This is a genomic window from Amycolatopsis sp. PSD-21 (assembly GCF_055561455.1).
Genome location: NZ_CM145712.1, coordinates 8,943,327 through 8,966,123, shown reverse-complemented (window position 1 = coordinate 8,966,123; position 22,797 = coordinate 8,943,327). Strand labels below are relative to the sequence as shown.

The 22,797-nt window shown below is 68.6% G+C and carries 21 protein-coding genes and 1 tRNA gene; 14 read left to right on the top strand and 8 right to left on the bottom strand.

Annotation, left to right across the window (positions count from 1 at the left end):
* Positions 1 to 159 precede the first annotated feature (159 nt).
* The 4 genes from ACZ1DY_RS42225 to ACZ1DY_RS42210 all read left to right on the top strand — a co-directional run bounded on the left by ACZ1DY_RS42225 (position 160) and on the right by ACZ1DY_RS42210 (position 4,237).
* Positions 160 to 1,425: an aspartate kinase gene (locus tag ACZ1DY_RS42225; protein ID WP_125679736.1), complete on the top strand. Its 1,266-nt coding sequence runs from the start codon at positions 160 to 162 to the stop codon at positions 1,423 to 1,425.
* Positions 1,425 to 2,465, top strand: coding sequence for an aspartate-semialdehyde dehydrogenase (locus tag ACZ1DY_RS42220; protein WP_465483039.1), 1,041 nt, complete (start codon positions 1,425 to 1,427; stop codon positions 2,463 to 2,465). Before ACZ1DY_RS42225 ends, ACZ1DY_RS42220 begins: the two co-directional genes overlap by 1 nt.
* Before the next feature lie 136 nt (positions 2,466 to 2,601).
* A complete protein-coding gene (locus ACZ1DY_RS42215; RefSeq protein WP_465483038.1) occupies positions 2,602 to 3,792 on the top strand; it encodes an RtcB family protein in 1,191 nt (396 codons plus the stop codon).
* 73 nt (positions 3,793 to 3,865) lie between these two features.
* Positions 3,866 to 4,237 (top strand): hypothetical protein, encoded by a 372-nt coding sequence (locus ACZ1DY_RS42210; protein WP_257483259.1) that lies wholly within the window; start codon positions 3,866 to 3,868, stop codon positions 4,235 to 4,237.
* A 72-nt stretch (positions 4,238 to 4,309) separates the two neighbouring features.
* Here the strand turns inward: ACZ1DY_RS42210 and ACZ1DY_RS42205 are convergent, their stop codons facing one another.
* A complete protein-coding gene (locus tag ACZ1DY_RS42205; protein ID WP_465485788.1) occupies positions 4,310 to 5,452 on the bottom strand; it encodes an MFS transporter in 1,143 nt (380 codons plus the stop codon).
* Between the two features lie 207 nt (positions 5,453 to 5,659).
* On the opposite strand from ACZ1DY_RS42205, the gene ACZ1DY_RS42200 reads away from it, so the two are divergent.
* Positions 5,660 to 7,102, top strand: coding sequence for a catalase (locus tag ACZ1DY_RS42200; protein ID WP_126737213.1), 1,443 nt, complete (start codon positions 5,660 to 5,662; stop codon positions 7,100 to 7,102).
* 433 nt (positions 7,103 to 7,535) lie between these two features.
* Positions 7,536 to 8,066 (top strand): hypothetical protein, encoded by a 531-nt coding sequence (locus ACZ1DY_RS42195; protein WP_257483258.1) that lies wholly within the window; start codon positions 7,536 to 7,538, stop codon positions 8,064 to 8,066.
* Between the two features lie 102 nt (positions 8,067 to 8,168).
* Here ACZ1DY_RS42195 and ACZ1DY_RS42190 read toward each other — a convergent pair whose 3' ends face one another.
* Positions 8,169 to 9,215 (bottom strand): alpha/beta hydrolase, encoded by a 1,047-nt coding sequence (locus ACZ1DY_RS42190; protein WP_034314667.1) that lies wholly within the window; start codon positions 9,213 to 9,215, stop codon positions 8,169 to 8,171.
* 148 nt (positions 9,216 to 9,363) lie between these two features.
* Here ACZ1DY_RS42190 and ACZ1DY_RS42185 point away from each other — a divergent pair, with 148 nt between their 5' ends.
* The 6 genes from ACZ1DY_RS42185 to ACZ1DY_RS42160 all read left to right on the top strand — a co-directional run bounded on the left by ACZ1DY_RS42185 (position 9,364) and on the right by ACZ1DY_RS42160 (position 13,364).
* A complete protein-coding gene (locus tag ACZ1DY_RS42185) occupies positions 9,364 to 9,939 on the top strand; it encodes an NADPH-dependent FMN reductase (protein WP_257483256.1) in 576 nt (191 codons plus the stop codon).
* Positions 9,940 to 10,077: 138 nt separating this feature from the next.
* On the top strand, positions 10,078 to 10,500 hold the full coding sequence (locus ACZ1DY_RS42180) for an organic hydroperoxide resistance protein (RefSeq protein WP_126737210.1): 423 nt from the start codon (positions 10,078 to 10,080) through the stop codon (positions 10,498 to 10,500).
* 56 nt (positions 10,501 to 10,556) lie between these two features.
* Positions 10,557 to 11,033, top strand: a complete 477-nt coding sequence (locus ACZ1DY_RS42175) for a Dps family protein (protein ID WP_125679743.1) — start codon at positions 10,557 to 10,559, stop codon at positions 11,031 to 11,033.
* A gap of 72 nt (positions 11,034 to 11,105) precedes the next feature.
* Entirely contained in the window at positions 11,106 to 12,479 is a 1,374-nt protein-coding gene (locus ACZ1DY_RS42170; protein ID WP_465483037.1) for a glutamate decarboxylase, read from the top strand.
* A gap of 62 nt (positions 12,480 to 12,541) precedes the next feature.
* On the top strand, positions 12,542 to 13,168 hold the full coding sequence (locus tag ACZ1DY_RS42165) for a TIGR03085 family metal-binding protein (RefSeq protein ID WP_257483254.1): 627 nt from the start codon (positions 12,542 to 12,544) through the stop codon (positions 13,166 to 13,168).
* 10 nt (positions 13,169 to 13,178) lie between these two features.
* Positions 13,179 to 13,364, top strand: a complete 186-nt coding sequence (locus ACZ1DY_RS42160) for a 2-hydroxymuconate tautomerase (RefSeq protein ID WP_101611157.1) — start codon at positions 13,179 to 13,181, stop codon at positions 13,362 to 13,364.
* 13 nt (positions 13,365 to 13,377) lie between these two features.
* On the opposite strand, the gene ACZ1DY_RS42155 is transcribed toward ACZ1DY_RS42160, so the two are convergent.
* A complete protein-coding gene (locus ACZ1DY_RS42155; protein ID WP_126737207.1) occupies positions 13,378 to 15,222 on the bottom strand; it encodes a prolyl oligopeptidase family serine peptidase in 1,845 nt (614 codons plus the stop codon).
* 39 nt (positions 15,223 to 15,261) lie between these two features.
* Between ACZ1DY_RS42155 and ACZ1DY_RS42150 the strand changes: the two genes are divergently transcribed.
* Positions 15,262 to 15,954, top strand: coding sequence for a class I SAM-dependent methyltransferase (locus ACZ1DY_RS42150; RefSeq protein ID WP_465483036.1), 693 nt, complete (start codon positions 15,262 to 15,264; stop codon positions 15,952 to 15,954).
* Between the two features lie 489 nt (positions 15,955 to 16,443).
* Here ACZ1DY_RS42150 and ACZ1DY_RS42145 read toward each other — a convergent pair.
* From ACZ1DY_RS42145 to ACZ1DY_RS42135, 3 genes are all read right to left on the bottom strand, one after another.
* Positions 16,444 to 16,517 (bottom strand) — tRNA-Pro (locus ACZ1DY_RS42145).
* 29 nt (positions 16,518 to 16,546) lie between these two features.
* A complete protein-coding gene (locus ACZ1DY_RS42140) occupies positions 16,547 to 17,473 on the bottom strand; it encodes a metallophosphoesterase (protein ID WP_257489820.1) in 927 nt (308 codons plus the stop codon).
* 275 nt (positions 17,474 to 17,748) lie between these two features.
* Positions 17,749 to 19,917 carry a transglycosylase domain-containing protein gene (locus tag ACZ1DY_RS42135; RefSeq protein WP_465483035.1) on the bottom strand — a complete coding sequence of 723 codons (2,169 nt, stop codon included), beginning with the start codon at positions 19,915 to 19,917 and terminating at the stop codon, positions 17,749 to 17,751.
* A 350-nt stretch (positions 19,918 to 20,267) separates the two neighbouring features.
* Between ACZ1DY_RS42135 and ACZ1DY_RS42130 the strand changes: the two genes are divergently transcribed.
* Positions 20,268 to 20,585 (top strand): WhiB family transcriptional regulator, encoded by a 318-nt coding sequence (locus tag ACZ1DY_RS42130; protein ID WP_005166974.1) that lies wholly within the window; start codon positions 20,268 to 20,270, stop codon positions 20,583 to 20,585.
* 63 nt (positions 20,586 to 20,648) lie between these two features.
* On the opposite strand, the gene bagB is transcribed toward ACZ1DY_RS42130, so the two are convergent.
* Together bagB and bagA are read right to left on the bottom strand one after the other, a co-directional pair.
* On the bottom strand, positions 20,649 to 21,779 hold the full coding sequence (bagB, locus tag ACZ1DY_RS42125; protein ID WP_126730022.1) for an ATPase BagB: 1,131 nt from the start codon (positions 21,777 to 21,779) through the stop codon (positions 20,649 to 20,651).
* On the bottom strand, positions 21,779 to 22,783 hold the full coding sequence (gene bagA, locus ACZ1DY_RS42120; RefSeq protein WP_126730023.1) for an ATPase BagA: 1,005 nt from the start codon (positions 22,781 to 22,783) through the stop codon (positions 21,779 to 21,781). Before bagA ends, bagB begins: the two co-directional genes overlap by 1 nt.
* Positions 22,784 to 22,797: the final 14 nt, after the last annotated feature.

Here is a 22,797-nt window from a genome sequence, read left to right as displayed (position 1 = left end):
AAGGAAGATTTACTTCCGGGAGTCCTCGAAGTGGTGGTCAGGACCACTTACGAGGGTGGCGTGCGTGCGCGACCCCGGTAGGCTTTCGCCCAAATAAGGGACGCGGGGGCTCCTCGGTGCCCACCAGGAGCACGCCCGGCCCGTCGAGGAGGTTCGGGCGTGGCCCTCGTGGTCCAGAAGTACGGCGGTTCGTCGCTGGAAAGTGCCGACCGGATCAAACGCGTCGCGGAACGCATCGTCGCCACCAAGAAGGCGGGCAACGACGTGGTCGTCGTCTGCTCCGCCATGGGCGACACGACCGATGAGCTGCTCGACCTGGCTCAGCAGGTCAACCCGGCGCCGCCGGAACGCGAGATGGACATGCTGCTCACCGCGGGTGAGCGCATCTCCAACTCCCTGGTGGCGATGGCGATTTCGGCGCAGGGCGCGGAGGCATGGTCGTTCACCGGCTCGCAGGCCGGTGTGGTGACGACGTCGGTGCACGGCAACGCCCGGATCATCGACGTCAGCCCCAGCCGGGTGACGGAGGCCCTCGACCAGGGCTACATCGCGCTGGTGGCGGGGTTCCAGGGCGTGTCGCAGGACACCAAGGACATCACCACCCTCGGCCGCGGGGGTTCGGACACCACCGCCGTCGCGCTGGCCGCCGCGCTGAACGCCGACGTCTGCGAGATCTATTCCGATGTGGACGGTGTGTACACCGCCGATCCCCGGGTCGTGTCCGACGCGCGCAAGCTCGACACCATCGCCTACGAGGAGATGCTGGAGCTGGCGGCGAGCGGGTCGAAGATCCTGCACCTGCGCTCGGTGGAGTACGCGCGCCGCTACGGCGTCCCGATCCGAGTCCGTTCTTCCTACAGTGACAAGCCGGGCACCACGGTGACCGGTTCTATCGAGGAGATCCCCGTGGAACAAGCGTTGATCACCGGTGTGGCGCACGACCGCTCCGAAGCCAAGATCACGGTGACCGGAGTGCCGGACCACGCCGGCGCCGCCGCCAGGATCTTCCGGGTGATCGCCGACGACGAGATCGACATCGACATGGTGCTGCAGAACGTGTCCAGCACCGTCTCGGGCCGCACCGACATCACCTTCACCCTGTCGAAGGCCAACGGGGCCAAGGCCGTGCAGTCGCTGGAGAAGATCAAGGACGAGATCGGCTTCGAGTCGGTCCTCTACGACGACCACGTCGGCAAGGTGTCGCTCGTCGGCGCCGGGATGCGCTCGCACCCCGGTGTCACGGCGACGTTCTGCGAAGCGCTCGCGCAGTCGGGCGTCAACATCGAAATCATCAACACCTCGGAGATCCGGATCTCGGTGCTGATCCGGGACGCGCAGCTCGACGACGCGGTGCGCGCGATCCACGAGGCGTTCGAACTCGGCGGCGACGAAGAAGCCGTCGTCTACGCGGGGAGTGGTCGCTGATGTCCGAAGGTTTGCGGGTAGGCGTGGTCGGGGCGACCGGTCAGGTCGGCGGCGTGATGCGCCGTCTGCTGGCCGAACGGGGTTTCCCGGTCGCCGAAATGCGGTACTTCGCCTCGGCGCGGTCCGCCGGGTCCAAGCTTCCTTGGGGTGACGGGGAAATCGTCATCGAGGACGCGACGACCGCGGATCCGTCCGGTTTGGACATCGCGCTGTTCTCGGCCGGAGGCGCGACCTCCAAGGCGCAGGCGGAGCGGTTCGCCGCGGCCGGTGCCACGGTCATCGACAACTCGTCGGCGTGGCGCATGGACCCGGACGTCCCGCTGATCGTCAGCGAGGTCAACCCGGAGGCGGTCAAGGAGGCGCGCAAGGGGATCATCGCGAACCCCAACTGCACCACCATGGCCGCGATGCCGGTGCTCAAGCCGCTGCACGCCGAAGCGGGCCTGGTGCGCCTGGTCGCCAGTACCTACCAGGCCGTGTCCGGCAGCGGGCTCGCCGGCGTGGAGGAGCTGGAAGGGCAGCTCGCCGCGGCCGCGGCGAACGCGGGCGCGCTGACCCACGACGGCTCGGCGGTGGAATTCCCCGAGCCGAAGAAGTACGCGCGGCCCATCGCGCACAACGTCCTCCCGCTCGCCGGGTCCATTGTGGACGACGGCGAGTTCGAGACGGACGAAGAGAAGAAGTTCCGCAACGAGAGCCGCAAGATCCTGAGCATCCCGGAGCTGCTGGTCTCGTGCACCTGTGTGCGGGTGCCGGTGTTCTCGGGGCACTCGATCTCGATCAACGCCGAGTTCTCGCAGCCGCTTTCGGTCGCCCGCGCGACCGAACTGCTGACCAGTGCCCCCGGCGTGGAGCTCTCGGACATCCCGACGCCGCTGCAGGCCGCGGGCCGGGACCCGTCGTACGTCGGGCGTCTGAGGACGGACCCGGGCGTCGACGGCGGTCGCGGTCTGGTGCTGTTCCTGTCGAACGACAACCTGCGGAAGGGCGCGGCGCTCAACGCCGTGCAGATCGCGGAACTGGTCGCCGCGAACTCCTGACGTTTGCTCGCGCGTGAAGGCCCCCTTCCCTCGGCTCAGCCGAGGGAAGGGGGCCTTCACGCGCTAATTGCGTTTGTCGGAGGCCGTCGGTCAGTGCATGCTCTGTGGCGACAAACGTTTCCACGAAGGGAAAATCATGTACACGGCGGTCGAAGGCTCGCGGGTTCCGATCCGGATGTGGGCGGACCCCACATCGGTCGAGGACCAAGCCATGCGACAGCTGCACAACGTCGCCAACCTGCCGTGGGTGCACGGCGTCGCGGTCATGCCCGACGTCCACTACGGCAAGGGCGCGACCGTCGGCAGCGTGATCGCGATGCGCGACGCGGTGTCCCCGGCCGCCGTCGGCGTGGACATCGGCTGCGGGATGAGCGCGGTGCGGACCTCGCTCACCGCCGCCGACCTGCCCGACGACCTCCTGAAGCTCCGCCGCCGGATCGAATCGGCCGTCCCGGTCGGGTTCGGCCTGCACAAGACCCCGGTGAACCCGGCGAAGGTGCACGGAGTCGGTGGCTGGGACGCGTTCTGGAAGTCCTTCGGCGACCTGCATCCCGGCGTCCAGGATCTGCACGACCGCGCGTCGCGCCAGATCGGGAGCCTCGGTGGCGGTAACCACTTCATCGAGGTCTGCCTCGAACAGGGCGGCGACGACGAAGGCCGCGTGTGGCTGATGCTGCACTCCGGTTCGCGCAACATCGGCAAGGAACTCGCGGAACGGCATATGGCCGTCGCGCGGAAGCTGCCGCACAACGCGGACCTGCCGGACCCGGATCTCGCGGTGTTCGTCGCGGGCACGCCCGAAATGCAGGCGTACCGGCGCGACCTGTTCTGGGCGCAGGACTACGCGGCGCGCAACCGCGCCACCATGGTCGCGCTCGTGAAGCAGGCGCTGAAGGACGTCGTGCCGCAGACGACGTTCGACGACGCGATCAGCTGCCACCATAATTACGTCGCCGAAGAGACCTACGACGGCGTCGACCTTCTGGTGACCCGCAAGGGCGCGATCCGCGCGGGTTCGGGCGATCTCGGGATCATCCCGGGCAGCATGGGCACCGGTTCGTACATCGTGCGCGGTCTCGGGAACGAGTCGTCGTTCCAGTCCGCGTCGCACGGCGCGGGCCGCCGGATGTCGCGGAACAAGGCGAAGAAGCTGTACACCGCCGAGGACCTCGCGGCGCAGACCGCGGGCGTGGAGTGCCGCAAGGACTCCGGTGTGGTGGACGAGATCCCGGCCGCGTACAAGGACATCGAAACGGTGATCAAGGCGCAGACGGATCTCGTCGAGGTGGTCGCGCACCTCAAGCAGGTCGTCTGCGTGAAGGGCTGAATTACCGGGCGGTTCGTGGGTGGTGGCCGGGGGAACCCGACATACCACCCACGTTCTCGCTACTGTGGTTCTCATGAAGAGGTTGGGAATCGCGGCGCTCCTGGCGGCCGCCGGGCTCGCGCTGGCGGGCTGCAGCGAGGTCACGAACGCGGTCGATCAGACGAACAAGGCGGCGACGAAGGTCAGCGCCTGCGCCGAGGCGCTCAGCCTCGCCGACCTCAATCCGGACCCGGCGACGCTCAAGGAGCGCGCCGCGGACAAGGAGAAGCGCCTGCGTGAGCTGGCGAACAGCGTCGGCGAGCAGAACGTGGCGACCGCGCTCACCGGCATGGCGGACTCGTATCTGCAGGTGCAGAAGGAGAACATCCAGGACGCGGGCAAGGTCGCGGACTGGACCAAGCGCAACCTCGAGCAGCTGGAAGCCCTCCGGAAGGTCTGCGCCTAGCTCCATCTCGCATTTCGTCCTCTGGATGCGGTAGTTGCGTGTGCAACGACCGCATTCAGAGGACGAAACGCGTCAGGAGGAAGAGAGCGCGGGCACCTGGGCGGGCGTCCGGGACCGGCGCCAGAACAGGCCGACCGAAGCGATCGCCAGCGCGCCCAGCGCCGAGGCCGCGAATCCCCAGCCGGGGCTGGAGTGGTCGATCACGAACCCGATGATCGGGCTCCCGATCGCCAGCCCGATCCGGCTGGCCGCGTCCAGCAGGCCCATCGCCTCCCCGCGCACGCGGGCGGGCGCCGCGGCGCTGACCGTCTCCGTGCTCGCCGCGAGCGTCGGCGCGCACAGCACGTTGCCCGGGAAGAGCACGATCGCCAGCAGCCACCACGGCCCGGCGATCAGCCCGACCGGCAGCGTCAGCACCGCGAGCAGCAGCATCAGCGTGCCCTGCGAAAGCGACCGCCGGACCGCGCCGTGGATCGCCCCGCCGAGGACCGACGCGACGCACATGAACGTGATCAGCAGCCCGGACCAGGCGATGTCACCGCTCGCACGCAGGGTCGCCAGCGCGGCGAGTTCCATGCCGACCAGGCAGAACAGCGCGCCGGCGGCGATGAACATCGCCATCACGAGCCGTCCGGTGAGCCAGCTCCGCACGGGCGGCCGCTCGCCGGTGAACACCTCGGCGTCGGCCTCGGCGCGGATCGGCGGGTTCTGCCGGTAGATCAGCGTCGCCGAAAGCGCGAAGCAGACCCCGATCCCGGTGAGCGCGTACACCGCGGGCAGCTGCGTGATCGCCATGATCCCGGCCGACGGCCCGATCATGAACGACGCCTCCACCAGGATCGTGTCCAGCGAGTAGGCGGCCCGCCGTTGTTCGAGCGGCACGAGCGCGGTGAGCACCAGCCGCGCGAGCGTCCCGGCGGGCACCGAAAGCACGCCGGCGGGGAGCGCGACCGCGAGCAGCACCTGATACGGCAGATGCGGCGCACTGATCCAGAACGTCGACGAGGCCAGCCCGCAGATCGCGACCACCGGCCGCAGCCCGTAGCGGTCGACGTACCGGCCGACGAGCGGGGCCCCGATCGCGCTGCCGAGCGTCGTGGCGGCGCCGATCAGCCCGGCCGCGCCGTAGCCACGGCCGAGATCGTTGACCACGTACAGCGTCATCGTCACGCCCATGGCCGTCATCGGGAGCCGGGCGAGGAACATCAGCAGCATCGAGCTGGGAACTCCGGGCACGGCTAACACGCGACGATACGGAGCGAGGGCCATGCGTCCGATGAGAACGTAACTTGGTACGCACGTGCAAGTTTTTTTCGCGAGGTCCGGGTCACCCGGACCGGGGTGTTTTCTTGACTGATTCCAGATTAGGCGAGAGGGTGGGGAGGACTGACCGCTCACCACCACGAACCAGGAGGCACCGGCGTGACCCTGCCGACCACGAACAACGTGGGCATCCCCGTCGCGAGCGACAACGACTCCCTGACAGCGGGTGCCAACGGCCCGATCCTGCTCCAGGACCACTACCTGATCGAGAAGAACGCCCAGTTCAACCGTGAGCGGGTACCCGAACGGGTCGTCCACGCCAAGGGCGGCGGCGCGCACGGCTTCCTCGAAGTCACCGAGGACGTCAGTCAGTTCACGAAGGCCGCGCTGTTCCAGCCGGGCGTGCGCACCGAAAGCCTGGCCAGGTTCTCGTCGGTCGCCGGGGAGAACGGCTCGCCCGACACGTGGCGCGACCCGCGCGGCTTCGCGGTGAAGTTCTACACCTCCGAGGGCAACTACGACCTCGTCGGCAACAACACCCCGGTGTTCTTCATCCGCGACCCGATCAAGTTCCCCGACTTCATCCACTCGCAGAAGCGCCGCGCCGACAACCACCTGCGCGACCACGACATCCAGTGGGACTTCTGGACGCTGCGGCCCGAGTCCGCGCACCAGGTCACCTGGCTGATGGGCGACCGCGGCATCCCGTCGAACTGGCGGGAGATGGACGGCTTCGGCTCGCACACCTACCTGTGGGAGAACGCGGGCGGCGAGAAGTTCTGGGTCAAGTACCACTTCAAGACCGACCAGGGCATCGGCTACCTCACGCAGGCCGACGCGGACCGGATCGCCGGCGAGGACTCGGATTACTACATCCGCGACCTGTTCAAGAACATCAAGCAGGGCAACCACCCCAGCTGGACGCTGTACGTCCAGGTGATGCCCTACGCCGAGGCCGCGGACTACCGCTTCAACCCGTTCGACCTGACCAAGGTGTGGCCGAAGGGCGACTACCCGCTGATCAAGGTCGGCCGCTGGGTGCTCGACCGCAATCCGGCGAACTACTTCGCCGAGATCGAGCAGGCCGCGTTCGAGCCGTCCAACCTGGTGCCGGGTATCGGCCCGTCGCCGGACAAGATGCTGCAGGGCCGCCTGTTCGCCTACCCGGACGCCCACCGTTACCGGATCGGCGCGAACTACACGCAGCTGCCCGTCAACGCGCCGAAGTCCCCGGTGAACAGCTACTCGCGTGACGGCGCGATGCGCTACAACAACCCGGGCGACCCGGTGTACGCGCCGAACTCCTACGGCGGCCCGCACGCGAACGCGGAGATCGCCGCCGAGGCCGCTTCGGGCTACGGCGTCGAGGACGAGGTCATCCGGTCGGCGTACAAGCTCCACGCCGAGGACGACGACTTCGGCCAGCCGGGCACGCTCGTCCGCGACGTGATGGACGACGCGCAGCGCGAGCGGCTCGCGAGCAACATCATCGGCCACGCCTCGAACGACGTCTCGCGCCCGGTGCTCGAGCGGGTCTTCGAGTACTGGCGCAACGTCGACAAGGACCTCGGCGACAAGGTCGCGGACGCTTTCCGCGAGTAAAGGACCTCTTGCGAGAGGCTGCTCCCACCACGGAACGCCCCCGGTGCCCGCACCGGGGGCGTTCCCATGTCCCCACTCGCATGTGAAACCAGAAGAGGGCGTGGCGTGCGTGGGGGACACCCCGAGTGGAGCAGCGCGACACGCCTGTCCGACGGAGTGATGAAGCCAAACGATCACCGTTTACACCGCTGTGGGTGAACGAGCCGCACCACCGTGTCGGTCGGTCACAGGTGGTCATAAAACGGCGGGAAAAGGATGATCTTCAGGGGGAGGCGCAAGATTTCGCCGTTAATCAATTGCGGGGGTCTTCCCCTGGATTGAATCCGGCACGTAAGGGTTAGAAAAGTGTTCCAACCGGTGATCGGGTGGTGTTCGGCCGATACGGCGGGTATCGATTTACCTCGTCAGGTCCCAGAGGCCAGGAGGTAAGGGAATGAAAGGCAACATTGCCCGGACGATTGCCGCGGTCGCCGCAGGCAGTCTGTTGGCGGTGGCCTCGGCCGGCGCCGCAACGGCTAGCACCGATGGTGGGAAGGGCTCGTCCAACACACAGGCGCTCGCCGCGCAGGTGCTGCAGATGCGAGACGGCCTCACCAAGGTGGCCTACGCCGGCGACGTCGCCAAGACGCGGGCGGACTTGGACAAGCTCAGCCCCGTCCTCGGTGACATCGCCGCGGGCAAGCGCTATCAGATCCAGACCGAAACCCAGAAGCTCGGCGACCTGGCCCAGGGCCGCTCCGTCGAGTCCAGCAGGCTGCTGGCCGACCCGACGGCGAAGGCGCGTCAGCTGCCGCCGCTGCCGGTGCCGATCCCCTCGCTCCCGGACCTTCCCGGACCGCTGAAGATCGTCAGTGACCTGGTGAAAGCCCTGCTCACGGCCGTGACCGGCATTCTCGCGGGCCTGCTCGGCGGACTCCCTGTCCCGCCGCTGCCGACCCCGCCCGTACCGCTTCCCACGCCCTAGGAGACCGAGGGAGTCGTCAGGTTCCGCCGTGCAGGGCGGCGGGCCACGATATGGGGGCCGGAGCCCGAGTGGGGACATTTCTCCTCACTCGGGCTCTGGCTTTCACTTCGGCGCGAGCCCCAGCCGCAGGGCTCCCGCCGCTTCGGCCGTCGCCTCGCGGAACCGCCGTCCGACGCCGAGGAAGTTGATGTACCCGTGGATCAGGTCCGGCTGGCGGCTGAGCGCCACCGGGACCCCGGCCTTCCGCAATTTCTCCGCGTAAGCCTCGCCCTCGTCGCGCAGCGGATCGAAACCCGCCGTCGCGATATACGCGGGCGGCAATCCGGAAACGTCACCGTGCAGCGGCGACAGTTTCGGGTTGTACAGATCGGTGCCCTTCGGCACGTAATGTCCTTCGAACCAGGTCATATCCGAATCGGTGAGGAACAGGTCCTCGGCGAACAATTCCCGGGAGCGGCGGCGCACGGTGAAATCCGTCGCCGGGTAGAACAGCAGCTGGAACGCCGGAACCCCGCCGCCGCGTTTCACCGCCTGCTGCGCCGTCACCGCGGCGAGGTTCCCTCCCGCGCTGTCGCCGCCGACGGCGATGCGTGCCGGGTCGGCGCCCAGGTCCCGCGCTTTCGCGAAGGCGTACTCGAACGCCGCGATCGCGTCTTCGGTGGCGCCGGGGAACCGCGTCTCCGGGGCGAGCCGGTATTCCACCGAAAGAACCCGCACGCCCGCCTGTTTCGCCAGGTAGCGGACGGTGTTGTCGTGGGAGACGCGGCTGCCGACCACCCAGCCGCCGCCGTGGAAGAACACCAGCAGCCCGGACGGATCCGGCAGCCCGGCTGGGGTGTAGAGCGTGGCGGGAACGTCGCCGTCACCCGTGGGGATGAGCAGCTCCCTGGTGGCGACCGGTTCGATCGTCGGCCCGCTGACCAGATGCCTGCTCGCCAGGAGCATGGTGCGCGACTCTTCGACGGTCCCCCGTACCAGCGACGCCTTCGCCAGCTTCTGCAGGCGGAGCAGGAGCTGGGCGTCCAGCGCGAGTTCCTGTCCGTCCAGGCGGAGGGGTGGTCCGGCGATGGCCCGTCTGACCGGCTTCGGGAGCCAGAACGCCAGCTGCGAAAACGCGGCCTCGGCACGGATCTGGAGCGGTATCGCCATGCTTCCTCCTGAGGGCTTCCCGTCAGGTTACTTTCGAGTAGGTAAGCCGTCCAGCGGGGAAAGCGGGCCTTGCGGCGAACGGGTGTGACGCAGGCCTCCGTTCCAGATCCTGGTCCTCCACTTAAGTAGAGGGGTTAGCCTCGAAAGCGTGACTTCGACGAACGCGGTGCATGTCCTCGGTATCGGCGGCTCCCTCCGGGAGGGCTCGCAATCCGAGCGCGCGCTGCGTATCGCGCTCGGCGCCGCGGCCGAAGCCGGAGTCACCACCGAGCTGATCTCCGGGCCCGATCTGGTGCTGCCGTTCTACGACACCGCGTTGGCGGAGCGGCACGAGCGCGCCACCCGGCTGGTCGAAGCGATCCGCCGCGCCGACGGGATCGTCGTCGTCTCGCCCGGCTACCACGGCGCGCTGTCCGGACTGGTCAAGAACGCCTTGGACTACGTAGAAGACCTGCGCGACGACGCCCGCCCGTATCTCGACGGCCGCGCGGTCGGCCTCGCCGCCGTCGCGTACGGCTGGCAGGCCGCGGTGACCACACTGGAGCAGTTGCGCACGATCACGCACGCGCTGCGCGGCTGGGCCACCCCTTTGGGTGGTTCGATCAACACCGCGGAGACCAAGTTCGACGAAGCCGGCGGCGCCTCGGACGAGAAGAGCGTCCGCACGCTCCGCCTGATCGGAACCCAGGTCGCCGAGTTCGCGCTGAGTCGCGCCGGTCACTAGCCGTTTGCTCCGGTCTCCGTCCGGGTAGTTCCCGGACGTGATGCCTGCCATGGGGTGGCAAGGTTTCGCGGTTGCGGGACGTTGACACCGAAGAGACGCTCAACGGGGCGTGTCTTGAGACCAGGAGGTAGGCGAAGAATGGCTGAGGCTCTGTACACCGCTGTGGCCACCGCTCGCGGCGACGGCCGCAACGGTGAGGTCACGTCCTCTGACGGCGTCATCGACGAGTCGCTGGCGATCCCGAAGGAGATGGGCGGCCCGGGCGGGGACAAGACGAACCCCGAGCAGCTCTTCGCCGCCGGCTATTCCGCCTGTTTCCACTCCGCGTTGCAGCTCGTCGCGCGCCAGGCGAAGGTGACGCTGGACGGCTCCACCGTGACCGCCGAGGTCAGCGTGCTCAAGCAAGGCGAGGGCTTCGGTCTCGGCGTGGCGCTCAAGGTTTCGCTGCCCGGCCTGGAGCAGGCGCAGGCCGATCAGCTCGTCGAGCAGGCGCACCAGGTGTGCCCCTACTCGAACGCGACCCGCGGCAACATCGAGGTCGCACTGTCCGCGACGGTCTGACCCCGGCCGCGGCAGGTCCATTCCCGAACCGGCAGTTTCTGAAAGGAAGACCGAACATGGGCAAGTCTCCGATCAAGAGTCCGCTGAGCGAAGCCGACAAGGAGATCACCGGTAACGCCTTGCAGGCCACGCTGGTCGATCTGGTGGACCTGTCGCTGATCGCGAAGCAGGCCCACTGGAACGTCGTCGGCGCCAACTTCCGCAGCGCGCACCTGCAGCTCGACGAGCTGGTCGCCACCGCGCGCCAGTACGTCGACGAGGTCGCCGAACGCGCCAACGCGATCGGGATCTCGCCGAACGGCCAGGCGAAGGCCGTCGTCGAGAGCTCCGGCCTGCCGGACTATCCCGACAACTGGCAGTCCGTCGAGTCCACGGTCGCCGCGATCGTCGACATCCTCGCGGCGCTGATCGAGCGGTTGCGCAAGCGCATCGACGAGACCGACAAGAGCGACCTGGTCACCCAGGACCTCCTCATCGAGATCACCCAGGAGCTCGAAAAGGCGCACTGGATGTGGCAGGCGCAGCAGGCCTGACCCCCACCCCTCGTGAGTGGTAAGGACGGTTCTGACCGTCCTTACCACTCACGAGCCGCTACCGTTCGACTCATGGTGCTGCACAAGGGATCCGCTCCCGATCCGGAGCGCAAGACCGGAGCCAACCCGCTGTACGCCGGCGCGTATCCCGCGCTCGCCGCGACCATCCGCCTCCCGCACGACAGCCTCGCCGAAGACCCGCTCCCGCCCGGCACCGCGCTCCAGCTGGTGCGCGACGAGCTGATGCTCGACGGCAACGCCCGGCTCAATCTGGCCACGTTCGTCACCACGTGGATGGAGCCGGAGGCCCGCGAGCTGATGGCCGAATGCGTCGACAAGAACATGATCGACAAGGACGAGTACCCGCAGACCGCGGAACTCGAGCGGCGCTGCGTGAACATCCTCGCCGATCTGTGGCACGCGCCCGATCCCACGGCGATCATGGGCTGCTCCACCACCGGTTCGTCGGAAGCCTGCATGCTCGCCGGGATGGCGCTGAAACGCCGCTGGTCGAAACTGGGCCGCACCGGGAAACCGAATCTGGTGATGGGCGCGAACGTCCAGGTCTGCTGGGAGAAGTTCTGCGAATACTGGGAGGTCGAGCCGCGGCTGGTGCCGATGGACGGCGACCGGTTCCATCTCACCGCCGACGAGGCGATCGCCCGCTGCGACGAGAACACGATCGGCGTCGTCGCCATCCTCGGCTCCACCTTCGACGGCAGTTACGAGCCGGTCGCCGAGATCGCGGCCGCGCTCGACGGCTTGCAGGAACGCTCCGGCTGGGACATCCCGGTGCACGTCGACGGCGCTTCGGGCGCGATGATCGCGCCGTTCCTCGACCCCGACCTGAGCTGGGACTTCCGCCTGCAGCGGGTGGCGTCGATCAACACCTCCGGGCACAAGTACGGGCTGGTCTACCCCGGTGTCGGCTGGGTGGTGTGGCGCGACAAGGAGGCGCTGCCGGAGGAGCTCGTCTTCAACGTCAACTATCTCGGTGGCGACATGCCGACTTTCGCGCTGAACTTCTCCCGCCCCGGCGCCGAGGTGGCCGCGCAGTACTACACGTTCGTCCGGCTCGGCCGCGAAGGTTTCCGTGCGGTGCAACAGGCTTCGCGTGACGTCGCGACCCAGCTGGCGGACGGGATCGCCGAACTCGGCCCGTTCGAACTGCTGACGCGTGGCGATCAGCTGCCCGTGTTCGCCTTCACGACGAAGGCGGACGTCGAAGGCTTCGACGTCTTCGACGTGTCACGGCGGCTTCGCGAGCGTGGCTGGCTCGTCCCGGCGTACACGTTCCCGGAGCACCGGACCGATCTCGCGGTGCTGAGGATCGTGGTGCGCAACGGTTTCACGCACGACCTCGCCGACCTGCTGCTCGCCGACCTCCGGCGCCTGCTGCCCGAGCTCGAACACGGCCCGCGACAGCGGACCGCGTTCCATCACTGAGCCGGGTGCCCTGCGTCACGCCGGATTTCCCCGCGCCCTACCGGCGCGTAACGTCGTGGGGTATGGGAGTCGCCGGAGACGAACGTCGTGCGTTGAGCGAGCTTTTCGAAGAGGTCGGCCCGGACGCGCCGACCCTGTGCGCGGGCTGGAAGACGCGGGATCTCGCGGCGCACCTGCTGGTCCGCGAGCGGCGGCCCGACGCGGCGCCCGGCATCCTGGTCCCGGCGCTGGCTTCGTACACGCAGCGCGTGCAGGATTCCTACGCCGCGCGGCCGTGGTCCGAGGTCGTCGGCAAGGTCCGCTCCGGCCCCGCCTGGTTCTGGCCGACGTCGATCGGCGCGCTCGACGAGCTGGCGAACAGCGCGGAGTTCCTGATCCACCACGAAGACGTCCGCCGAGGACAGCCGGGCTGGGAGCCGCGTCCGGCCGATTCCGCGCGGGACGCGGCGGCGTGGAAGTCGGCCAAGCAGGCCTCCAAGCTGAACCTGCGGAAATCACCGGTCGGCGTGATCTTGAAGACCCCCGAAGGCCGCGAAGCGCGGGTGAAGGAAGGCCCGGACACAGTGACCGTGATCGGGGCGCCGATCGAGCTGCTGCTGTTCGTCTTCGGCCGCGACGCCGCCCGGCTCACCTTCGAGGGTGACGCCTACGCGGTGGACAGGCTCCGGAAGCACGACCGCGGGCTTTAGAGTTCCGGCCATGCCGATGATCAGTGTTTCGATGTTCCCCGGCCGCACGGCCGAACAGAAGCAGGCCCTCGTCCGCGAGGTGACCGACGCCTTCGTCCGCACCTGCGGCGGCAAAGCCGAAGGCGTCTGGGTGACGATCAACGAGATTCCCGCCGAACACTGGGCGTCCGGCGGGACTCTCTTCTCCGAGCGCTGACCCCTCGCCGGGGTCAGCGAAGCCCGACCGCCCGCTGCGCGAAGAACACCTCGATCGCGGTCTGCTTGATCGTCTCGGCGATCACCAGCGACCCGTGGCCCGCGTCGAACCGGTAGAACTCGAACGGGATCTCCCGCTTCGCGAGCCTGTCGAGGTAGTTCTCCACCTGCCGGATCGGGCAGCGCGGGTCGTTGTCCCCGGCGAGCACCAGCACCGGCGCCGTCACGGCTTCGACGTAGGTGATCGGCGAGCATTCCCGGTACACCGCCGGAACCGTCTCCGGCGAACCGCCGAACAGCGCCCTGTCGAACGAGCGGAGCTGCTCCATCTCGTCCTCGTACGCGGCGACGTAGTCCGCGACGGGCACTCCGGCGATCCCCGCCGCCCAGCGCGACGGCTGGGTGCCCAGCGCCAGCAGGCTCAGGTACCCGCCCCACGAAGCGCCGTTCACCACGCACTTCTCCGGGTCCGAGAGTCCACTTTGGACCGCCCAGTCGTGCACGGCGGCGACGTCCTCGAGTTCGGTCAGGCCTGGACGGCCTTCGATGGCGTCCCGCCAGGCCGAGCCGTAGCCGGTCGAACCGCGGTAGTTGACCTCGACGACGGCGAATCCCGCGTCGAGCCACACGGCCCGGTACGCGGAGAAGCGGTCCTCGTCGGCCGAATGCGGACCGCCGTGCAAGGAGAAGACCGTGGGCAGCGGACCGTCCGGCGCGTCTGCCGGACGTGAGACGAGCGCGTGGATCTGCCCGCCGATCCCGTCGACGAACGCGTCGGTGACCGGCACGGATTCCGGGGCCCGCTCACCCGGCGGTTCGAGGAGCACCGAGTCTTCGCCGTCCGCCGTCCGCGCGCGCACGGCCGTCGGCTGCGCGGCACTGGACCACGAGTACTCGACGGTGCCGTCGGGCCGCACTCCCGCGCCGCCGATCCGGCCGGGCGGGGTGTCCAAAGAGGACAACTCGCCACTGGCGAGGTCGTAGCGGTGCAGGGAACTGCGGCCTTGGTGGAAGTGGACCACCAGCAGCGCCCGCGCGTCCTGGTACCAGCCGGCGACCACCTCGCCGGGCAGGTCCAGTTCGATCTCCTGCTCGGTGTCCGCGGCGGTGTCCCAGATCAGCAGTTCTTCGCGACCGCGCCGCTCGTGCAGCACCAGCAACCGCTGATCGCCCTCGACCGGGGAGAACTCCAGTGCGCCGAGCCCCTTGCCCTCGCCGTCCCATTTGTCGGCGACCGTCGTGAACCCGTCGGTCGACAGGACGCGAAGCGCGGGGTGTCGTGAATCACCGTGCTCGGAGTGGGAGATCACGAGCAGCGACTCGTCGCGGGACAGCGAGGCGATCCCGGCGTCGTCCTCGTGTTTATAAAAGGAGGTGGTTTCGCCGTCGATATGGGCGAAAAGTTCGCTTCCGTCGTCGGTCGAGACGCCGACGGCGACCAGCTTGGTGCCGATCTCGAGCCCGGCGGGGTAGCCGTCGTGGACGTCCGGCACCGCGCGCTCAGCGGCGGCCCCCGGCGCGAACGGTTCGCGGACCCAGGAGCCGAATTCGTCGCCGTCGGTGTCGTTGAACCACCAGATCCAGCGGCCGTCGGGGGACGGGGTCGCGTGCATCGTGCCGTTGGGCCGATCGGTGACGCGGCGGTGCTCGCCGGTCGACCGGTCCCAGGAGTAGACCTCCCACACGCCGCTGGCGTTGGAGACGTAGACGTTGGCGTCCGGGGCGTCGATGGCCCATTCGGGCACCGAGATGCGCGGCGCGCGGAAGCGGGCCCGCCACCTGGCTTCGGCTTCGGCGTCGTCGAACAGGCGGTCCGGGACCACCGCGGTCGGATATTCATTGCCTGGCTGCGTGCTCACCCCTCGATCCTGCCACCCCGGAGCCGTACTGTGTGCGGGGTGCTGGAGGGAAACGCGCCGCGCGCTGCGGTGTCCGCGCGGTTCGCGCGTCAGGCGGTCGAGCGGGCCGTGTTCGCGCAACCGCTGTTCGGGCCGGGGATGGGGTGCGTCGACGTCGGCTGCGGGCCGGGTTCGATCACCCTGGGTATCGACGACGGGTACAGAAAGTCCACAGTGGACTTTCTGGTGGCGGAGGCGTGCGCGCTGCCGTTCGTCGAAGCGTCGGTGGACGTGGTCTTCGCGCACGCCGTCTTCGAGCACCTGAAGGAACCGGGCGCCGCGCTGGCGGAGCTCCGGCGGATCCTCAAACCGGGCGGCACCCTCGCACTGTCCACATCGGACTGGAGCCGGGCGCGGCTGCGGCCGAAGACGGCGAACGTCGACGCCGCCCTCCGCGGTCACTATCTGCTGTGGCGCCGCGCGGGCGGCGACCCGTTCGCCGGACGCTCGCTGCCCGCCGCGGTCACGGCCGCCGGTTTCACCGACGTGCGAACGAAAATCCGCTACCGCACGGATATGACGTACCGGGCGCTGGCGACGTCCGTCGAGGCGCGTCTGGTGACGGCGCTGGAAACCGCGACGACCCCGGACCGCGACCAGCTCGCTTCGGCCGCCCGCTCGGCCTGGTCGTGGGCGCGCTCGGGGGACGGGGATTTCGCGCAGTGCTGGACCGAGCTGCTCGCGACCCGCTGAGGCGCTCGCTTCGGCTTCTCGGGTTGCTTCGGCTCCTCCGCCGCGCGCTTCGGCTCTGCCGCTGCTCGCTGTCCGGTTGCTTCGCCTCCTCCGCCGCTCACTCTCCGGTTGCTTGCGCCCTTCTGCCGGTGTCCCCAATGTCGCATTGGAGACGCTCAGTGTCCCCAATGCGACATTGGGACCCCCGATGCCGCCGCCCCTGCGGTTGTCCACACCCACCCCGCCGTTGTGGACAACCACCCCCACCACCCCCGCTTTCGCCCGGCCCCGACGCCCCTCAGCGATACGCTGGACCCGGGGTCGCCCCCCTGGGAGTGGCGGGGGCTGCCCGGTGGCTTGGTGGCCGATGGGCTGGGCTGGCCGGGGCTGGCGACACGCAACGGCAAGAGTTCCGCGATGGCGCTCCAGGACACGCAGAGACGGGCCCCAAGGCCCATAACGCGAAAGAGCCTTGCTCGCCAAAGCGAGCAAGGCTCTTTCGATTCAACGTCGGGGTGGCGGGATTCGAACCCACGACCTCCTCGACCCGAACGAGGCACGCTACCAAGCTGCGCCACACCCCGGGGTACTGCTTAACGGGTCGTGGAGAAGTCTAGCGGACGGTGTTCCGGGCTTTGCGGGGGGCCGCGTTCCGGCGATCGTCGCTGGTCGTACCCCGTGGGACGAGGGTCAGCAGGCTCGCCTCGGGCGGGCACGCGAAGCGGACGGGAGCGTACGGCGAAGTGCCCAGTCCGGCGGAGACGTGCAGCCACATCTGGGCGCCCCAGCGGGACGCGCCGCGGGCGCGGGTGCGGTCGAGTTCGCAGTTGGTGACGAGCGCGCCGTAGCCGGGGACGCGGAGTTGCCCGCCGTGGGTGTGCCCCGCGAGGACGAGGTCGTAACCGTCGCCGGCGAACTCGTCGAGCACGCGGGGCTCCGGCGAGTGCGTGACGCCGATGCGGACGGCGGCCGCGGTGTCCACCGGGCCGGCGATGTCGGCGTAGCGGTCGCGGTGGAGGTGCGCGTCGTCGACGCCGGCGGTGAACACGTATTGGTCGGCGACCTCGATGGTGCGGCGGACGTGCGTGAGGTCGTGCCAGCCGTGCTCGACGAAGGCCGCGCGGAGGTCGCGCCACGGCAGGTGCTCGCCGTGGATGCGCTTCTTCTTGCCCTTCGGCATGAGGTAGCGCGCGGGGTTCTTCGGCTTCGGCGCGTAGTAGTCGTTGCTGCCGAAGATGAACACGCCGGGCCGGTCGAGCAGGGGGCCGAGTGCGCGCAGCACCGAGGGGACGGCCTGATGATGTGACAGGTTGTCACCGGTGTTGACGACCAGGTCCGGTTCGAGTTCGTCGAGCGCCGCTACCCAGCGTTGCTTGCTCACGTGACCGGGCAGCATGTGCAGGTCCGAGATGTGGAGGATCGTGAAGGGCTTCGCCCCTGCCGCGAGGACCGGGAGCTCCGCGGTGCGAAGCGTCCACCGGCGCCTTTCGATACCGACCGCGTAACCGAGGGTCGCGGCTCCCAGGGCGGCGGTTCCCACGGCCAAGCGCCGTACCGTCGCCCCCGAAGTGCTTTCGTTACTGAGCGTGCTCACAATGTCCAGTTTACGTGCTCTCCGGTGGTGATCGTTCGCCCCCATTCCGGCGATCTCGGTAAATCGCTGGAATGGCCTCTTTTCTTCACTTTCCGTGGTCGGCGCGGAGTGTCGCGATCGACCGGCACGGTCCCGTCGACCGCTGTTCCCCGTTAGGCCGCCAGGCGCTCACTCAAAGTTAGAAGAGCGTGACTCATCGTGATTTGCGCTGGTGAACGTGGTCAGCGTCCGCCGCCCATGTACTTCGGGTCCGGCTGCGGCAACGGCAGCGGTTCCTGGCCTTCGAGGATCTTCGACATCGCCCCGAACCAGGTCTGCGCCGGCGTCTTCCCGCCGAACATGTTTTCGCAGCCGCGAGTGGTCACGTTACCCGGGCCGAGGTAGCACAGGCCGCCGTTTCCACCCTTCGGACGGAACACCATCGCCGCGCCCGCGAGCTGCGGGGTGGCCCCGAGGTAGGTTCCCGAGCCGTTGCTCTGGGTGGTCCCGGTCTTACCCATCACCGGCCGGTTCCACCGTGCACCGTTCGCGGCGCCGAACGACGTGCCGCCGGGCTGGCTGTCCCTGCTCATGCCGACCGCGAGGGTGTTCGCGAGGCCTTCGGGGACCACCTGCTCGCAGGCGGCTTCCTTGACGGGCACCGGCTTTCCGTCCCGGTCGGTGACGCCGGACAGCGGGGTCGGCGGGCACCAGACGCCACCGCTCATGATCGTGGCGCCGACGTTCGCCAGCTCCAGACCGCTCAACGGAGCCGGGCCGAGCGTGAACGACGCGTTTCCGGCCCAGCCGGGCCTCGGGCCGAAGGCCTGCTGCTGACTGGTGTTGGCGCCGGGGTTGTCGGACTTCGGATCCACGGCGCCACCGCCGAGGTTGCTGGCCATGGTGTCGCGCATACCGAGTTTGCGCGCCATCTCGACGATCGGCCCCGTGCTCCCGACCTTCTCTTCGAGGGCCACGAACGCCGTGTTCGGCGAAGTCGCCAGCGCCTGCTGCAACGACATGGTCCCGCCTGCCGGGTTGTAGTCACCCGCGTTGCCGAGGCAGTACCAGCGGGAGCGCAAGGGCGGCCCGGTCGGGGCACACTTGGGGCCACCACCCGCGAACACGTGCGAGGTGTAGAAGTCGGGCACCGGCAAGGGGGAGTTGATCCCTGCCACGCCCGCTTCCAGCGCCGCGGCGGCGGTGAAGACCTTGTACGCCGACCCGGCACCACCGGTGTTGTAGACGCCGGAAGGCAACGCGAAGGTCGTCTGTCCCTGGTCTTCGTGGAGCCCGTAGTCACGGTTCGCCGCCAGCGCAACGACTTCGTGCCGTTGCTTGCCCGGCTTCACCAGCGAAAGCGTGTTCGCGACGTTGTCCTGGGTCTTCTTGACCTGGGCTTCAGCCGACATCTTGGCTTCGTGGTTCGCCCGTTCGTCCAAAGTGGTCTTGATCTTGTAGCCGCCGGTGTAGAGGTCGTCCTTGGTCATCCCCGACTTGAGGAGATAGTCCTCGACGTACTGGCAGAAGAAACCGTTCTCCGGACCGGCTCCGGTGCAGTTCGACGCGGGCTTCTGCGGGCCGCCTTCGACGACGCCGAGCGGCTCGGCCTTGAAGCGTTCCGCGTCCACCTTCGCGAGCTTCTGGTTGTCGACCATGCGGTCCAGCACCAGGTTGCGGCGCTCGGTCGCCTTCGCGGGGTTCTTCCACGGGTCGTTGACGATCGGGTTGTTCACCAGACCGGCCAGCAGCGCCGCCTGCGGCACGGTGAGCTTCTCGACGGGCGTGTTGAAGTACGCGTTCGCGGCCGCGCCGACGCCGTAGATCTCGCGCGAGAACTCGACCACGTTCAGGTAGCCGGTCAGGATCTGCATCTTGTTCAGCTTGGTTTCGAGCTGGATCGCGATCCGGGCTTCCTTCAGCTTCCGGGCGACCGACTGCTCCTGTGCGCGCTTCTGCCCCGGCTTGTCGTCCCGGTAGACGACGTTGATCAGATAGTTCTTGACGTACTGCTGGGTCAGCGTCGACGCGCCCTGCGTGTCCCCGCCGGTGCTGTTGCTGACCGCGGCGCGCAGCGTGCCTTTCCAGTCCACCCCGTTGTGCTCGTAGAAGCGCTTGTCCTCGACCGAGATCAGCGCCCACTTCATGGCGTCGTTGATCTGCGTCTCGCTAGTGGGGATGCGGTACTGCTTGTAGAGCGTCGCGATCTGCTTGCCGGTGTTGTCGGTGATCGTCGTCACCAAGGGCGGCGGGATGTCCGCCAGATCCGAAGATGTCTTGTCGACGGTCTCGCTCGCCTGGTTCGACAGCACCCCCGCGGCACCCGCCACCGGGAACAACATCCCCGCGACCAGCACCCCCGCGAGCACACACAGGCCAATGAGCTTCAGCAGACCGTCTGTTTTGCGCACGCGGACCAGGGTACGCGGATCCCGTTAGCCCACCGTGACGTCACCTCGCTGTAAGTGGGTGTTCGGTCACGAAATCGACCCCATGAGGTGACGTTAGGTAACGGCAGGCATTCTAGGGCTTGGCGGGGGGAACCGAGGGCCCCTACAGTCCGTCAACGTCTCACGTATGAAAAAGCCGACAGACGGGTGAGTGCGAGCGGCAGTCGCATTCGGCCGAACGGAGGCACCGGCACCGGGGAGGTGCCGGCTCAACCGACGTGAGCACACAGGGAGACACGCTCATGGGGGCAGGAGCGCAGGCTTTTCGTCCTCCCGTGGTGTGTCGAACACCAGGGTAGGGAGCTGGGGGTATGGAAACCAACCAGTCGAGCTGGCGAGTCAATGCGTCGTGCCGCGACACCGATCCGGACGGTTTGTTCGTCCGGGGGGCGGAACAGAACCGGGCCAAGGCGGTCTGCCTCGGTTGCCCGGTCAGGACGGAGTGCCTCGCCGAAGCGCTCGATGGCCGGATCAACTTCGGCATCTGGGGAGGTATGACCGAACGGGAACGGCGGGCGCTGCTGCGGCGGCGGCCGGACGTTTCCAGCTGGGCGGACCTGCTAGAAGCGGCGAAGCGCAGTTTCACCGGGATCGACGAAGAGGAAGACGTCCGCGTCCGAGTCTCGTGATCATGGTTTCGTGAAAGGCCCCTTCCCTGAGTCCAAGGTAGGGAAGGGGTCCTTCACGGAGATTCAGGACTGGGTGGCGAGCCTGGTCCCGATGTCGCGCAGGCCTTCGAGATCGTGCACGTCACTGGGGAGCGCGGGCACCCGCACCAGCGGGACCTCGGGATGCGCCCGCGTGAACCTGGCGAGCAGCCGCGTCTCTCGATCGGCCAGCGCGACCCGGTCCGCGTGCAGGCGAAGGACCGCTTCGGCCAGCGGAGCGCCGGCCTCGCCCTTCGCGAGCTGCTCGGCGGCCGCGATGGCTTCGGCGCTGGACAACGGCGCCAGCACCGGATGCGTCCGGTTCGCGACCAGCCCGGCCAGCGGCATGCTCTCCTCCGAGAGCCGCTCCACGAAGTAGGACGCCTCGCGCAGCGCGTCCGGCTCCGGCGCGGCCACCACCAGGAACGACGTACCGCCGGACCGCAGCAGCTCGGAGGTCTTGCGCGCGCGTTCGCGGAAGCCGCCGAACATGCTGTCGAAGGCCTGCATGAACGCCGAAGCGTCGGTCAGCAGCTGGCCACCGATGATCGTCGAGACCGCCTTCGCGAACATCGAGAACCCGGCGTTGACGACCTTGCGCAAACCCCAGCCGCCCGCCTTGGCCGGGCCGGTGAGCAGCCGGATCATCCGGCCGTCGAGCGCGCTGGAAAGCCGCGTCGGCGCGTCGAGGAAGTCCAGCGCGGACCGGCTCGGCGGCGTGTCGACGACGATCAGATCCCATTCGTCGGTGGCCGCGAGCTGCCCCAGCTTCTCCATCGCCATGTACTCCTGCGTTCCGGAGAACGACGTGGAAATGGTCTGGTAGAAGGGGTTCTGGAGCAGCTGCTCGGCGCGTTCCGGGCCGGCGTGCACGCGTACCATGTCGTCGAAGGTGCGGCGCATGTCGAGCATCATCGCCCAGAGTTCGCCCTTGGGCTCGAAGCCTTCGACCTGCACCTGCTTCGGGTGATTGCCCAGTTCGCGCAGGCCGAGCGCCTGCGCCAGCCGCCGGGCCGGGTCGATGGTGAGCACCACCGTCTGCCGCCCGCGTTCGGCCGCGCGCAACGCCAGCGCCGCCGCGGTGGTCGTCTTGCCGACCCCGCCGGACCCGCAGCACACGATGACCCGGCTTTCCGGATCGTCGATCAGCTTGTCGACCTCCAGGATGTCCGACATCAGCGCACCCCCTGCTCGGTCAGCGCTTCGGCGAGGTCGTAGAGCGCCGCGACGTCGACGCCGTCGGTCAGATCCGGCAGTTCGAGGCCGGGCAAGTCCGCTTCGGCCAGTTGCTCGCGGGCGCGTTGTTCGGCCGCGACCCGCACGGCGTGCTCGACGGTCTCCTCGACCAGCGCGTCGAGGGTGCTGTCGGGCAGCTTCAGCCCGGCCGACGCGAGCCCGGCGCGGACGCGCGAGGCGTCGACGCGGCCGTCCGCGGCGGCGGTCACCGAGCGGGCGGGCAGGCGCGGCGGGCGGACCCGGTTGACCAGGACCGCGCCGGGGCGCAGGTCGGCGCCGTCGAGCTCGGCGACCGCTTCGACGGTCTCCCGCACCGGCATCTCTTCCAGCAGCGTCACCAGGTGGACCGCGGTCTCACCGGAGTGCAGCAGCCGCACGACGCCGTCGGCCTGGCCGCGGATCGGGCCGGTCTTGGCGAGATCGGTCAGCGCCTTGGTGACGTCGAGGAACTTCACGACCCGGCCGGTGGGTGGCGAGTCGACGACGACGGCGTCGTAGGTGTGGCGGCCGTCCGATTCGGTGCGGCCGACGCATTCCTTGATCTTCCCGGTGAGCAGGACGTCGCGCAGCCCCGGCGCGAGCGTGGTCGCGAACTCGATCGCGCCCATCCTGCGCAGCGTCCGCCCCGCGAAGCCGAGGTTGTAGAACATCTCGAAGTATTCGAGGAGCGCGGCCTCGACGTCGATGTGCAGGGCGCGTAGTTCGCCGCCGCCGGGAACGGCCGCGATGCGCTGCTCGGCGTACGGCAGCGGCTCGGTGTCGAAGAGCTGGGCGATGCCCTGGCGGCCTTCGACCTCGATCAGCAGCACCCGGCGCCCGCCTTTGGCGAGCGCGAGGCCGAGGGAGGCGGCGAGCGTGGTCTTGCCCGTCCCGCCCTTACCGGTGACGAAATGCAGCCTGGCTCTCGCGAGTTCGTCGGTCCAGCCGGCAAGGGATGTGCTCACCGGTCCCACCCTAA